Annotated in this window: 12 protein-coding genes; 11 read left to right on the top strand and 1 reads right to left on the bottom strand. The window is 67.5% G+C overall.

The features are described from left to right. The 3 genes from AUL30_RS07775 (at position 1) to AUL30_RS07765 (ending at position 1,151) form a co-directional block, all read left to right on the top strand. Complete coding sequence (locus AUL30_RS07775) at positions 1 to 438, top strand: hypothetical protein (protein ID WP_062227303.1); 438 nt, start codon at positions 1 to 3, stop codon at positions 436 to 438. 133 nt (positions 439 to 571) lie between these two features. Continuing rightward, the gene (locus tag AUL30_RS07770) at positions 572 to 835 is read left to right on the top strand and encodes a flagellar basal body-associated FliL family protein (protein ID WP_157069987.1); all 264 of its coding nucleotides are present in this window, start codon (positions 572 to 574) and stop codon (positions 833 to 835) included. Positions 836 to 848: 13 nt separating this feature from the next. Continuing rightward, positions 849 to 1,151: a hypothetical protein gene (locus AUL30_RS07765; RefSeq protein WP_062227301.1), complete on the top strand. Its 303-nt coding sequence runs from the start codon at positions 849 to 851 to the stop codon at positions 1,149 to 1,151. Positions 1,152 to 1,211: 60 nt separating this feature from the next. Here AUL30_RS07765 and AUL30_RS07760 read toward each other — a convergent pair whose 3' ends face one another. Further along, positions 1,212 to 2,123 (bottom strand): diacylglycerol/lipid kinase family protein, encoded by a 912-nt coding sequence (locus AUL30_RS07760; RefSeq protein WP_062227385.1) that lies wholly within the window; start codon positions 2,121 to 2,123, stop codon positions 1,212 to 1,214. A 92-nt stretch (positions 2,124 to 2,215) separates the two neighbouring features. On the opposite strand from AUL30_RS07760, the gene AUL30_RS19265 reads away from it, so the two are divergent. The 8 genes from AUL30_RS19265 to AUL30_RS07725 all read left to right on the top strand — a co-directional run bounded on the left by AUL30_RS19265 (position 2,216) and on the right by AUL30_RS07725 (position 14,214). After that, positions 2,216 to 2,380 (top strand): DUF1328 domain-containing protein, encoded by a 165-nt coding sequence (locus tag AUL30_RS19265; RefSeq protein ID WP_083507758.1) that lies wholly within the window; start codon positions 2,216 to 2,218, stop codon positions 2,378 to 2,380. A gap of 100 nt (positions 2,381 to 2,480) precedes the next feature. Continuing rightward, positions 2,481 to 4,052, top strand: coding sequence for a PRC-barrel domain-containing protein (locus AUL30_RS07755; protein WP_062227300.1), 1,572 nt, complete (start codon positions 2,481 to 2,483; stop codon positions 4,050 to 4,052). A gap of 224 nt (positions 4,053 to 4,276) precedes the next feature. Next, positions 4,277 to 5,566 carry an efflux RND transporter periplasmic adaptor subunit gene (locus AUL30_RS07750; protein ID WP_192843033.1) on the top strand — a complete coding sequence of 430 codons (1,290 nt, stop codon included), beginning with the start codon at positions 4,277 to 4,279 and terminating at the stop codon, positions 5,564 to 5,566. Next, on the top strand, positions 5,563 to 8,679 hold the full coding sequence (locus AUL30_RS07745) for an efflux RND transporter permease subunit (protein ID WP_062227298.1): 3,117 nt from the start codon (positions 5,563 to 5,565) through the stop codon (positions 8,677 to 8,679). Before AUL30_RS07750 ends, AUL30_RS07745 begins: the two co-directional genes overlap by 4 nt. Positions 8,680 to 8,734: 55 nt before the next feature. Beyond that, entirely contained in the window at positions 8,735 to 10,549 is a 1,815-nt protein-coding gene (locus AUL30_RS07740) for an ABC-F family ATP-binding cassette domain-containing protein (protein WP_062227297.1), read from the top strand. A gap of 238 nt (positions 10,550 to 10,787) precedes the next feature. Then, complete coding sequence (locus AUL30_RS07735; RefSeq protein WP_062227296.1) at positions 10,788 to 12,143, top strand: DEAD/DEAH box helicase; 1,356 nt, start codon at positions 10,788 to 10,790, stop codon at positions 12,141 to 12,143. A gap of 94 nt (positions 12,144 to 12,237) precedes the next feature. Then, positions 12,238 to 12,552 carry a polyhydroxyalkanoic acid system family protein gene (locus tag AUL30_RS07730; RefSeq protein WP_062227384.1) on the top strand — a complete coding sequence of 105 codons (315 nt, stop codon included), beginning with the start codon at positions 12,238 to 12,240 and terminating at the stop codon, positions 12,550 to 12,552. A 105-nt stretch (positions 12,553 to 12,657) separates the two neighbouring features. Then, positions 12,658 to 14,214: a D-alanyl-D-alanine carboxypeptidase family protein gene (locus AUL30_RS07725; protein WP_062227295.1), complete on the top strand. Its 1,557-nt coding sequence runs from the start codon at positions 12,658 to 12,660 to the stop codon at positions 14,212 to 14,214. The last annotated feature ends 7 nt before the right edge of the window (positions 14,215 to 14,221 follow it).

The following is a 14,221-nucleotide window of genomic DNA, read 5'->3' as shown; positions in this document are numbered from 1 at the left end:
ATGCTGGGGCCACTCATCGCAAAGCTCCTGACGGGAGAGGCGGGGATCTTCATCGCACGCCTGAAGCGCATGGCCGTGCTGTACGCGCTGATGGGCGTTGCGGCGCTTTTCCTCGTGATCTTCCTGTTGATCGCGGCCTGGCTCTGGGCAGCGCAGTCCGTCGGCACCCTGCCCGCGGCGCTCTACTTCGCGCTGGGCTTCCTCGTGATTGTCATCGCCCTGTATGTGGGCGTCCTGATCATCGGGCGGCCACCGAAGGAGCGGGCCTCGGACCGGCTCCAACGTGACGTGGCATCCATCGCCGGCATCGCAGCCGTTTCGAACCTTCCGGTCATCCTGCGGTCGATGAAACGGCGCAAGGGGTTGTTGATCCTTCCCGTCGCGGGCGTCGCCATCTGGGGTGCGCTGCGAGCCTTCGCATCCCGCCGCAACCTCTAGCCCCTCACCGCGTCGCACCGATGCAAGCATCAGACCCGGCCATCCCCATGGCCGGGTTTTTCGTGTCTGCCACGGTGGATCGAATTCGGCCTTCGGTCGTTTCCCGGCTTAGGGGCGACGGGCGTCCCGCGACATGGACGAGGAACGTATGGTCGAAGAAATCAAGTCTACCGAAGCCAAGCAGGGTGCCCGCGGCAGCCGCACGTTGACGATACTCCTGGTCGGTCTGGCGCTTGCGCTCATCGTCTTTGCCGGCCTTGGGCTCTACGGCCGCGTTCTGCCGGACCAGAATATCGGTGGCGCCGAGCAGAGCGATGTCGCACCGGCCACACCGCCGGCAGGCCAGTCGCAGACCGGCACGGTGACGCCGGGCCAAGACAACGCGCCCGGGCAATAAGGAGGCGGATCCGATGTCCGACACCTTCCCCCGCCCTTTGCAAGTCGGCACCCAGGCCGACACGGCGAACGATGTCAGCGCCGCGGACATCGAAGACATTCTGAACGACACGACCATGCCCATCGAAGAGCGCGTCGAGCGGCTGCACGCCTTGAGTGCGGCCCTTGGCACGGGTGAGGAACTGGATCGGGACGGAACGTTCGACCCGCTCCTGGAACAGATCAACGAAGCGCTCGGCATGCTTGCCGGCGGCGGCCATGCCTATGGCGTGCCGGATGCCGACGACGCGGCCGATGGGGGCATCGAGCGCGCCTGAGCCAGGCGCGCATGCACTCAGGGCCCCGTGCGCCAAGGGCGGCACGGGGCCCTTTGCCGTTCAGAGGTAGCTTGCTTCCTCGGGCGCCAGAACCTTAAGCTTGCCCGGGCGGATTTGGATGTGCGAGCGCGGCTCAAGCGTTTCGAGTTCGCCGTCGCGGACGGCGCGGCGGTCGCCGACAAGGCCGGGAAACAAAAGATCGACCTTCTCGGCGGTCACCACCCGCAGCGACGGGTTCTCCCGCCACCGACCGCGCCAGACATCCCATCCCAGCCGCATGACAGCACGGCGGTCCGTCGTCTCGCAGATATAGACGCCGAGCACGCCGCCGCGCGGATTGTCGGCGAAGGGCAGATGGCCCGCGCCGTACATATTGTTGGACACGGCCACGGCCGGCGTCTCGATCTGTTCGGGCTTGCCGTCGATCTCCAGGTCCAGCCGCACCAGCGGCAGGCGTTGCATGGTCATGGCGATGGCGCGGGTCGAGGCCCACATTTTGCCGATGCGCGATGCGTAGTCCAGCCGCTCGCGCGTGCGCACCATGCGCGCATGCATGCCCACCGCGAACTGGTGGACGAAGGGCCTGTCGTTGACGGTGGCAATATCGACGTCGACCGGCCGGCCGGAGGCCAGGGCATTGATGGCGGCCGGCAGATCGAGGGGCATTTGCAGGGTGCGGGCGTAAAGGTTCATCGTCCCGGCCGGCAGGATCGCCAGCGCGATGCCCGTTCCCATGACCGCCGCAGCGGCGCAGGACACGGTGCCATCGCCCCCGCCGACCATCAGCACATCTAGGTCCGGCCTCCGAGCGGCGGCCTCGATGGCGCGGCCGATTTCCTTGCCTTCCACCAGGTCGATCTCGACATGGTGCCCGTGCATGACGAACTCGTCGCGGATCAGCGCCGTGAGCATATCGAGATCCGCTGTCCGTAACGTCCCTCCCTTGCGGTTCAGAACAACCTGCACATGCATAAGGAGCGCCTCCGGATCCCTGGCCGTCAGCGGAACGCGCTGCGGCGACAATCGTTCATGCGGAGGACGCACGAACGCTCGAGGGACATACCATGCTGGAATGGATCGTCATACTTCTCATCGTCGCCGCCATCGCGAGCCTTCTGGGTTTTCGGGGCGTGGCCGGGGCATCCGCCGGCCTCGCGAAGATCCTCATCTTCATCGTCCTGGCCGGGCTTCTCATCTTCCTTCTTCTGGGTGTCATCGTTTTTGCCTGACACTCCTGTGAACGGGGGAACCGAACCTCTGTCTTCCGGTTAAGTCGTCGAATGCAAAACATGGCCCTTCGGCCGATAAAACGGATTGGGAGAACCATCGATGATCCGCAGACTTCTTGCCACGACTGCCCTTGCAACCGTGCTGGCAACGAGCGCCATGGCGCAGGATGCGACTGCGCCGGCCACGACTGCCCCCGCCATGCAAACCAGCCCGGCCACGGGTACTGAGGCCGCTCCTGCTGCGACCACGCCGGCCACGGGTGAGACGACCGCCGCATCTCCGGCCGGTGCTTTCGACTACATGACCACGCTGGCCGCCAATCAGCACCTGTCCGACGACATGATCGGCACCGAGGTGATGATGTCCGTCGCGGGCGACCAGCAGGCTGGCGAAATCCAGAACCTCGTCGTCTCCGCAGATGGAACGGTCCTCGCGGCCATCCTGCGCACCGGCGGCGCGCTAGGCGATGAATCGCGCGATGTCGCCGTTCCGTTCCAGCTCTTCGAATGGTCCATGAATGCGGAGAATGAGCCGACGGCCATGCTGACGGCCACGGTCGACGAGATCAGCGCAGCCCCGACCTTCACCACCACGCAAGACACGGCCGACGCCGCGGGCACGACCGGCGCCATGGCCCCGGCCGGCGGCATGACGGCCGCTCCCGCCGATGGCGGCGCCATGGCTCCGGCCACGGGCATGCAGGCCGCTCCGGCCGCTCCGGCTGCGCAAAACGACATGATGGCCGACGCGCCGGAAACCGACGATATGGGTGATGTCGCCACGGCGACGGCCAATACGGGCATGGGCGGCGACTATCTCACCACCCTCGCAGCCGACCAATATCTGGCGGATGAACTCGTCGGAGACAATGTCTATACCGGCCCGACAACGGACTCCGACAATATCGGCAGCATCAACAACCTCGTCATCAACGAGGACGGCACGATCGCCGGCCTGGTGATCGGCGTCGGCGGCTTCCTCGGCATCGGCCAGAAGAATGTCGGCGTGCCCTTCGACGCGGTGGCGCTGACCAACAATCCGGAAGGCGAGCAGCATGCGAGCCTGGCGGTGGACCGCGAGGCGCTGGAGAACGCGGCCCCCTTCGAGGGACGTGACGAGACCCGCACGGCCGCTGCCACCCCGGCTGACACGGCTGGAACCGGCATGGCTGCCGGCGGTGCTGCCGCAACCGGCATGGCCGCCGCACCGGCTGGCGGGGCGACGACGGCCCCGGCCGGTGACATGGCTGCCGCTCCGGCAACCGGCGCCACCGACACGACCACCACGGCTTCGACGGAAGGAACGGCCCGTCCGGCCGATCTGACGCCGGTAGCCGGGGCGGACCTGACGGCCGACAATCTGATCGGCACCACGGTCTATGGCCCCGATGACAGCTCCATCGGCAGCGTGGGCGATATCGCCCTGACGCCGGAAGGCCAGGTCGACGCGGTGATCGTGGATGTGGGCGGCTTCCTCGGCATCGGCGCGAAGCCGGTCGCCGTGGCGATGGACAACCTCCAGTTCATGCGCGACTCCGGTGGCTCCATGTATCTGTCCACCGCCTTCACGCAGGAACAACTCGGGGCTGCGCCGGAATACGACCGCGACAGCTACGCCGACAACCGCGACTCCATGCGGATCGAAAGCGGCGCAACGACGACCCAGCAGTAACCGACGCGCAGGCGTCGACGAAAGGCCCGGCCCTCGCGCCGGGCCTTTCACGTTTTGGCGATGTGTGGCCGCGGATACAAATCGTAACGCTTGTGCCGCCCTTGTGCCGGTATTGTCTGGCACGGACAGTGCAACGGGCCCGTTCCTGTCCCAGCCTGCCCCATGCACATGGTATGATCGACAAGTTTCCGACCTTCCATCGAAGGTCCGACCGAAAGGCGCCGATGGCCATCATCCGTCAGACCCTGGGGACCGTCGCGGTCCTCCTCATGCTCGGCGTCGTCGCACTCTGGGCGTTCGAGACGCCCGGTCGCCTTCTGCTCAGCCATCGGGACAGCCTGCCGGGGCCGCTCGTGCGTCTGGTAGAGGCCGTCTCGCGCGGCGGCGAAACGCGGGTCGGCGCAACGCCCGCGCAAGACAGCGATGCCCTGTCCCGGATGCTGGTCGTCACCGACCCGGCGGTGGCGGACCGCACGCGGGACAGGCTGCGCGTGATCGGGACCGGCCAGGCGCTGTCGAGCGTCGCCATACAGCCCGACGCATCGGGCCTGGTGCAGGATATCCGCCTGCGCTCGGGCGATACGGTCGAGGCGGGCCAGATCCTGGCCGTTCTGCAGGACGATGCCGAGCGCGTGGAGGTGGATCGCCGCAGAATTGCGCTCGAAGCGGCGCAGGACCAGGTGCGTCGGTTCCGGACACTTCTGGACTCTTCCTCCATCACCTCGGTCCAGTTCGACGAGGTGCGGCGCGCCGCCGATGCGGCCATGCTCGATCTGCGTGCGGCGGAAATCGCCCTGTCGGACCGGCAGATCCGGGCGCCGATCTCCGGCCGGGTCGGCATCGTGACGATCGAGCCGGGCAGCTACGTCTCCAACACCACGCTGATCGCCACCGTGGACGATCGCAGCCGCATCCGCATGCGGATCGAAATTCCGGAAGCCTATGTCTCGCAACTGGCGATCGGCCACCCCGTCTCGGCCGTGCCGACGACGCGCGACGGCCAGCGCTATAGCGGCGAGATCACCGCCCTCGACAACCGCCTGGACGAGACGAGCCGGACCCTGCGCGCCGAAGCCACGATCGACAATCAGGCAGATGGCCTGCGGCCGGGCATGTCCTTTGCGGTCGATATCGGCTTCGAAGGGCAGGACTATATTTCCGTCGATGCGCTCGCGATCCAGTGGGAACGCGCCGGCGCCTATGTCTGGACGGTCACGGACGGCCGCGCCGCCAAGGTCCCGGTCGAGATCATCGAGCGCAATGTGGACCGCGTCCTGGTGGCTGCCGAGGGGCTGGCGCCGGGCCAGCCTGTCGTCACCGAAGGGGTGCAGCAGCTGCGCGACGGCGTGCCCGTCCGCGTCGAGGATCCCGATGCCCTGCCCGACGTGCCGCAGACGCCGGAGGCCGGCCCCACCGTCGACCGTGAGGCCCCGAGCGGCAGCGGCCGTGCTGCGCTGGCCGGTCCCGACCGGCCGAGGCTTGCCCATGCGGCCGGCGCTGAGGCGGCCCGATGAGCGCGGGCGACGGCATCACGCGGCTGGCCTCCCTGTTCATCCGGCGACCGGTGCTGACGCTCGTCATCAACATGCTGATCATGGTGGCGGGTCTGGCCGCCTTCAGCGCGGTGGAAATCCGTGAGCTTCCCAATGTCGATCGGCCGGTCATCACCGTATCGACGAGTTTCGAGAGCGCCTCGCCCGAGGTGATGGACCGGCAGGTCACGAGCGAGGTGGAGAACGCCGTGGCGCGCGTGCCGGGTGTCGTGTCCATCTCGTCCACCTCGCGCCTGGGGCAGAGCCGCGTCGTCATCGAATTTTCGACCTCGACGGACCTGAACGTGGCGGCCAGCGACGTGACCAACGCTGTTGCAGCCATTGCCAACCGCCTGCCGGACGATGCCGACGAGCCGCGCATCGTCAAGGCCGATGCGGACGCCGATGCCATGATGCGGCTGGCCGTCCTGTCGCCCGACCGGCGGATCGAGGACCTGACCGATCTTGTGGACGACCAGATTTCCAATCGCATCGCGGCGGTGGAAGGTGTGGCCGAGGTGACCCTCAGCGGCGACCGCGAGCGGCAGGTCTTCATCGACATCCGGCCGGACGAATTGTCCACCCGCGGCCTGACCCTGGCGGACCTGACGAGCGCCCTGTCCAATGCAGCGTTGGACGTGCCGGCCGGCGCGCTGGAATCGGCCAATCAGCGCCTTGTCGTGCGGGCCGATGCGAGCCTCGTCACGCCGCAATCCTTCGGCGATCTCCTGGTGGATCGCACCACGCGCCTGCGCGATGTGGCCAATGTCCGCTTCGGCCCGGACGAGGCCTCGTCCAAGCTGCGCGTGAACGGTCAGACGGGGATCGGGCTGGAGGTCGTGCGCCAGGCGGGGGCCTCCTCCATCGCCATTTCGGAAGGGGTGCGCCGTGCGGCGGACGAGCTCAATGCTGGCTTCCGGGATGGGACGCGCGTCGTCGTCATCAGCGACGAGGCCGTTTTCATCAACGGCTCGCTCCATGAGGTCCAGCTGACGCTCGGGCTCGCCGTCCTGATCGTCGTGGCGGTGATCTACCTGTTCCTTCTGTCCATGCGCGCGACGCTCATTCCGGCCGTCACCATCCCCATCGCACTCATCGGGGTGATCGCCTGCGTCTGGCTGGTCGGCTTTTCGATCAACATCGTCACCCTCCTGGCGCTGGTGCTGGCGACGGGACTGGTCGTGGACGATGCGATCATCGTTCTGGAAAACATCGTGCGCCGGCGCGATCTGGGTCTGAAGCCCCAGGCCGCGGCGGTGCTGGGCACGCGGGAGGTGTTCTTCGCCGTCATCTCCACCACGGCCACGCTGGCGGCCGTCTTCGTGCCCATCTCCTTCCTGCCCGGCGTGGCGGGCGGGCTGTTCCGGGAGTTCGGTTTCGTCCTGGCCATCGCGGTGACGCTGTCCTCTTTCATTGCGCTCACCCTCTGCCCCATGCTGGCATCGCGCATCATCGGCGAACGGCAGGACCAGGCCGCTCCCGGCCGCCTGAAGCAGGCCGTGACCCGGCTCGGGACGCGGCTCGGCCATGTCTATGCCCGAAGCCTGCGCTGGTCGCTGGACTATCCTGTCGTCGTGGTGGCCGCGGCGCTCGTCTTTGCCGCCGGCGCGATCTTCACCTACCGCGAGATTCCGCAGCAGCTCACCCCGCCGGAAGATCGCGGCACGGTGCTGATGATGATCTCCGCGCCGCAGAGCACGAGCCTCGACTATCTGGACGCGCAGATGCGCAAGGTGGAATCGGTCGTCATGCCCTATGTCGACCATGGGGAGGCGACGAGCGTCTATGCGCGAATCGGCATCGCCACCGGCAATTCGGCCTTCATGGTCATGCCGCTTGCCAATTGGAGCGCGCGCGACCGCAGCCAGCAGGATATCGCCGAAGAACTCAACGCGGCCTTCGCGCAGATCCCGGGCGTTCAGGCCCGCGTGATCCAGCCCAACTCCCTCGGCATTCGCGGCGGCGGGCGCGGGCTTCAGTTCGCCCTGGCCGGCAACAATTACGACACCCTGTCCGACGCTGCGGAAACCCTGCGAGAGGCCATGGCGGCCGATGGCCGTTGGGGCCGAGTGCAACTGGCCTTCGACACGACGCAGCCGCAGCTCTCGCTCGACATCGACCGCGAGCGCGCCTCCGACCTCGGCATCGACATCGACGGACTGGCCACCGCGGTCCAGGCCCTGCTCGACGGCCGCGAGATCGGGACCACCTTCGTGGAGGACCGCTCCGTCCCCATCCGGCTCATTTCCTCCAGCCAGCCGGTCAACGATCCGGCCGACATGTCCAGCATTTTCCTGCGGACAGGCGATGGCCGCTTCGTTCCGCTTTCCACCATCGCCACATTGAGCGAGGAGGCGATCGCGCCCAACCTCTCGCGCGAGAATCAGAGCCGCGCCGTCGGCATGTCGGCGGACCTGCAGCCCGGCTATTCGCTCGGCGAAGGCTGGCAGGACCTGACCGACTTCGCCGGGCCGCATCTGCCCGACGGCGTGCGCCTGGTGCCTTTGGCCGAAGCGGCGACGCTGCTCCAGGCCTCCACCGGACTCGCCCTCGTCTTCGGCTTTGCGATCGTCATCGTCTGCCTGGTCCTCGCCGCGCAGTTCGAAAGTTTCGTGTCGGCGCTGATCATCGTCATCACCGTTCCGTTCGGGCTGGCCTGTGCGGTCTATGCGCTCGTCTTCTTCGGCGAGAGCCTCAACCTCTACAGCCAGATCGGCCTGGTGCTCCTGGTCGGCATCATGGCCAAGAACGGCATTCTGGTGGTCGAGTTCGCCAACCAGCTCCGCGAAGAGGGACGCAGCGTGCGGGCGGCGGTGGAGGAAGCCGCATCGATTCGCCTGCGCCCCGTCATGATGACCATGTGCGCGACCATCGTGGGCGGCATCCCGCTGATCCTGTCGACGGGTGCGGGCGCAGAGGCGCGGGCATCGCTCGGCTACGTCATCGTGGGCGGGCTCGGCCTGTCCACCATCGCCACGCTGTATCTGACGCCGATCGCCTATCTGGCGCTGGCACGGTTCTCCCGCCCCAATGCGGAGCGGGAGGCCATGCTGGAGGCCGAGCTTGCCGAGGCGCGGGCGAAGGGTCTCGGCTGAGGGTCTAGGCCAAGGCGCGCTTTCCACGCGATAAGGCATCGGATAAGAAGCCGCCATGGCTTCTCCCCCTCTCCTTCGCCTCGACGACATCCGACTGACCTTCGGCGGCACGCCGCTCCTGGCGGGGGTGGAGTTGAACGTCCTACCGCAGGACCGGATCGCCCTGGTGGGGCGCAACGGATCGGGCAAGTCGACCCTTCTCAAGATCGCCGCGGGCGTGGTGGAGCCAGACCGGGGCGAGGTCTTCCGCCAACCGGGCGCAACGATCCGCTACCTGGCGCAGGAGCCCGATTTCGGGAATGCGCTGACGGTTGAGGAGTACGTATCGGCAGGTCTCGGCCCGGCCGACGATCCCTGGCGCGTCACCCGGCTACTCGACGGGTTTTCCCTGTCGCCGCAGGCCCGGCCGCAGGATCTTTCGGGCGGCGAGGCGCGCCGCGCCGCGCTGGCCCGCGTGCTGGCGCCGGAGCCCGACATCGTCCTGTTGGACGAGCCGACCAACCATCTGGACCTGCCGACCATCGAATGGCTGGAGGACGAGATCCGCGCCATGCGCAGCGCCGTCGTGATCATCAGCCACGACCGGCGCTTCCTCGAGCGCACGACGCAGGCCACCGTCTGGATCGACCGCGGCGTCGCACGGCGCATCAACGAAGGCTTCGGTGCGTTCGAAGCCTGGCGCGACAAGCAGCTCGAGGAAGAGGAGATCCAGCTCCAGAAGCTCGACAGGCGCATCGAGCGCGAGGAGCATTGGCTGCGCTACGGCGTCACGGCCCGGCGGACCCGCAACGAGCGCCGGCTCGCCAATCTGCATCAGATGCGGGCCGACCGGCGCGATGCGCGGCGCGCCGTGGGAACGGTCGAAATGTCCTCGGGCGATGTCCGGGAAAGCGGCAAGCTGGTGATCGAGGCGCGCAACGTCAGCAAGGCCTATGGCGAGCGGGTGCTGGTGCGCGATTTTTCCACGCGGATCCAACGCGGCGACCGGCTCGGCCTGGTCGGCCCGAACGGCGCCGGCAAGACGACCCTCATCCGCATGCTGATCGGCGAGACGCCGCCCGATTCCGGCGAGATCCGGCTGGGGACCAAGCTCGACATCGCCTTTCTGGACCAGAAGCGCGCGCGGCTGCGGGACGACGTTCCCGTGGTGGAGGCCTTGACCGACGGGCGTGGCGACCAGGTCATGGTGAATGGCGAAGCCCGCCATGTCGCCGGCTACCTCAAGGACTTCCTCTTCCAGCCCGAGCAGATCCGCACGCCGGTCGGGAACCTGTCTGGCGGCGAGCGGGCGCGGCTGCTTCTGGCCAAGGTCCTGGCGACGCCCGCCAACATGCTCGTCCTCGACGAGCCGACCAACGATCTGGATATGGAGACGCTCGACCTCCTGCAGGAACTGATCGCCAACTATCCCGGCACGGTCATCCTGGTCAGCCATGATCGTGACTTCCTGGACCGCACCGTCACCAGCGTCCTGTCACCGGACGAGGACGGCCGCTGGCTCGAATATGCCGGCGGCTATTCCGACATGCTGGCACAGAAGAACGGCGCCCGCGACCAGGCCCGAAAGGTGGACGCCAAGGCACGGCCGGACGGCAAGGCAGCGGCGGCAACCGAGCCGGCCGGCCGGGCTTCGGCCAAGCTGTCCTACAAGCAGAAATTCGCGCTGGAGAATCTGCCGAAGGAAATGGCGAAGCTCGAAGCCGAGATCGGCCGCGCCGAGGTCGAGATGGCCGATCCCAAGCTCTTCAACCGCGATCCCACCCGCTTCAACGCGCTGGCCAAGACCATCTCGGACAAGCGCGCAGCCTTGGCCGCCGCCGAGGATCAGTGGCTGGAACTGGAGATGCTGCGCGCCGAACTGGAAGGCTGACGGCGGCGGGTCTTTCCGCCCAGCCCGGCGCTTTCACTTGACGTGCAGTGCGAAAGAGGCGATATGCAGGGCGTCACGCCGTGATCGCGCTGCGCCCGTCCATGTTTCATGTCGCACGTGCGCCCGCCTGGCCTTCACAAGGTCCGGCCACGGTTCCGTGCCGAATTGTCGCTTCCGCGCGAAGACGTTCGGCCATTTCGCAGGTGCAAGACGCTCCTGCACCATCGACAGGTATTTCTTGACCCAACCCCAATTCGAGGCGCTCGGCCTGTCCGAAGCGCTGCTCGCCGCCCTCCGTGAAATGGGCATCGTCACGCCGACCCCGATCCAGGGCAAGGCCATTCCGTCCGTCATGGCCGGGCGCGACGTGCTCGGCATCGCCCAGACGGGCACCGGCAAGACCGCCGCCTTCGGGCTTCCCGTTATCGATGCCATCCTGCGCAAGGGCGGCCGGCCGGCTCCCGGCACCTGCAAGGCGCTGTTCCTGGCGCCGACGCGCGAGCTCGCCGTCCAGATCGCCGAAAATGTGAAGGCCTATTCGGCCGGCACGCCGATCCGCCACATGTCCATCTTCGGCGGTGTTTCCATCCGCCCGCAGATCGAAACCGCCCGCCGCGGCGTCGATATCGTCATCGCCACGCCCGGGCGCCTGCTCGACCTGATCGACCAGAAGGCGCTGAGCCTGGCGCAGGTCCGGCACGTCGTCCTGGACGAGGCCGACCGCATGCTGGACATGGGCTTCGTGCGCGATGTCATGCGCATCGTGAAGATGCTGCCGACCGAGCGTCAGTCGCTCCTCTTCTCGGCGACCATGCCGCAGAACGTCGAGGAACTGGCCGGGCGCATCCTGTCCAAGCCGGTGCGCGTCGAGGTGACCCCGGAAGTCGTGACCGTCGAGAAGATCGACCAGAGCGTCTTCCTGGTGCCGCAAAAGGCCAAGAAGCTCTGGCTGATCGACGCCCTGCCCCGCTTCGAGAAGACGGTCGTCTTCACGCGGACCAAACACGGCGCCAACAAGCTGACCGCCGATCTGGAAAAGGCCGGCATCGAGGCGCTGGCCATCCATGGCAATAAGAGCCAGTCGGCCCGGCAGAAGGCCCTGAACGACTTTCATGCCGGCAAGCTGAAGGTGCTGGTGGCCACCGATATCGTGGCCCGCGGCATCCATGTCGACGATGTCAGCCATGTCATCAACTTCGACCTGCCGGAAGAGCCGGAAAGCTACGTGCACCGCATCGGGCGCACCGCGCGGGCCGGCAAGTCCGGCATCGCCATCACGCTGTGCGATCCGGCCGAGCGCGCCAAGCTGCGCAGCGTCGAGAAGCTGACCGGGCTGCGCTTCGACGTGCAGAAGACCGATTACGTCAACGACGCGACGCTCGCCTCCGCGCCGTCCGACGAAGCGCCCCGGCGCGGCCGGCCGCAGCGCCGCCCCGCCGGCCGCAGCCCGCAGGGCCAGAAGCCCAAGCAGGGTGGCGAACGGCACCATGCCGCCCCGGCCGAAGGCAAGCGCAACGGCGGCAACGGCAACGGCAACGGCAATCGCCGGCGCCGCTCCGGCGGGCAGCGTTCGACGGCGGCCGCGTCCGCCTGAGGCGCGCCTTCCCTTCGCAAATCGGTTCGGGGCGCGCGGCTGTTGCCAGCGTGGCCCGAACCCGCCATAGAAGTGCCGAACCATGGAGGCACGCATGGCCGAGACCGTGAAGCTCGACATCCCCCACAAGCTGTCGCGGGACGCCGCCCGTCAGCGGATCATCGGCGGTTTCGACCGCATCCGCTCGGACGCAACCGGCGGCATGATCAAGTTCGAGGATGTCTGGACCGGCGACCACCTGGATTTTCGCGCCCGCATGATGGGACAGGCCATCAACGGCCGGCTCGATGTCCTGGACGATCACGTCCATGTAGAAATCGACCTGCCCATGTTCCTTGCCGCCCTGGCCGACAAGGTGAAGGGGCGCATCACCAAGGAAGCGACCGTCCTCCTCGAGCACAAGCCCTGATCCGGCCGGTGTAAGCCTTTGGTAAGCGGTCGGCTGCTAAAGGGTTCACAGGCCCGTGATACCGCCGATCGATGCTGGCGCACGGCCTGTCGAGAGGCTTTTTGCGTGCACCGCCCGTTTCTGACTCTTCTCCTGTTGCTGATGACGGTCCTGGCGCTGCCGACAGGCCAGGCTCTGGCCGCAGACCGTTACGCCGTCATCGTGATCGACGCGCATAACGGGTCCGTGCTGAAGGCCGTCAATGCCGATGCGCGCCGCTACCCGGCCTCCCTCACCAAGATGATGACGCTCTACATGGCCTTCGATGCGCTCAAGGCCGGGCGCATGCGGATGGACACGCAGCTTCCCGTCTCGGCCTATGCGGCGGCGCGGCCCCCATCCAAGCTGGCGCTGCGCGCCGGCAGCACGATCAGCGCGCACGACGCGCTGCTGGGCCTTGCGACGCGGTCGGCCAACGATGCATCGTCGGTCGTCGCCGAATATCTCGGCGGGTCCGAACAGGGCTTTGCCCGGATGATGACCGAGCGCGCACATGCGCTCGGCATGCGCAGCACGGTCTTTCGCAACCCGCATGGGTTGCCGGACAAGGAACATGTGACCACGGCCCGGGACCTCGCCAGGCTCGGCCTGGCGCTGCGCCGGGACTTTCCCCAATATTACGGCCTCTTCTCCGTCCAGAGCTTCCCGTTCCAGGGTCAGACCATCCGCAGCCACAACCATTTGCTGGGGCGCGTGAAGGGCCTCGATGGCCTGAAGACAGGCTTTACCAACGCAGCCGGCTTCAACCTCGCCACCTCGGTCGTACGCGGTCGCAAGAGCATCGTGGCGGTCATTCTGGGGGGCACCTCCGTGGCCGCCCGGGACCGGGAGATGGTCAAGCTGATCGAAGAAACCCTGCCCCGCGCCAGCGACGGCCCGGCCGAGCCGCTGATGGCCTCGGCCAAGGGCATCGACTGGCAGACCACGGTCGGCTCCGTCGTGGCGGCATCGACACCGGCAAAGGCCACGGCAACGGCCGCAGTGGCAGCAGAGGCAGCGGCACCCGTGACGGCCGTGGCATCGGCCGCCGACGTTCCGGTGCCCCGCGCCGCGCAGCGTGAGCCCGCGCTTATCCTGGCCTCGGCGCCCGGCGGCGCCACGCGCGCCATGGCGCAGATGCTGCGGGAATCGGAACCGGCGCAAACGGCCCATGCCCTGCAGGGCACCGGAGCCCTGGCGCTCGTGGCCGATGATGATTCGGAGGTGGGGACCGATGCGCTGCCTTCGGCGCTGACCGATATCGAGCCTGCAGAGGATATCTCGGAGCCCGTGCCGGCGCCGGCATCCAGAGAGATGGCATCCCTTGCCGTGGCCTCGGCCACGCCGCAGGCAGAGGCTCGATCGGCCGCCGCTCCCGCTGCGGCCGATGGCCCGGAGCGCTGGATCATCCAGATCGCCGCGACGCCCGCCATGGCCATCGCCATGGACATGCTGGCGGAGGCGCGGCAGGGCGCCGATGGGATGCTGGACGAAAAACTGCCGATCGTCACCGAAAGTGCGGCCGGATCGGTGGTTCTGTACCGGGCCCGCTTCGCAGGCTTCCGGGATCATGAAGAGGCCGATGTCGCCTGCGTGCTTCTGGCCGCCCGCAGCATCGCATGCCGGACGATGGCCGTCCGCTGACGCCTAT

The organism is Aureimonas frigidaquae (genome assembly GCF_001463905.1).
GTDB classification, from domain to species: domain Bacteria; phylum Pseudomonadota; class Alphaproteobacteria; order Rhizobiales; family Rhizobiaceae; genus Aureimonas; species Aureimonas frigidaquae.
Note: the sequence above shows the minus strand (reverse complement) of the source record. Positions and strands in the feature narration are given on the sequence as shown.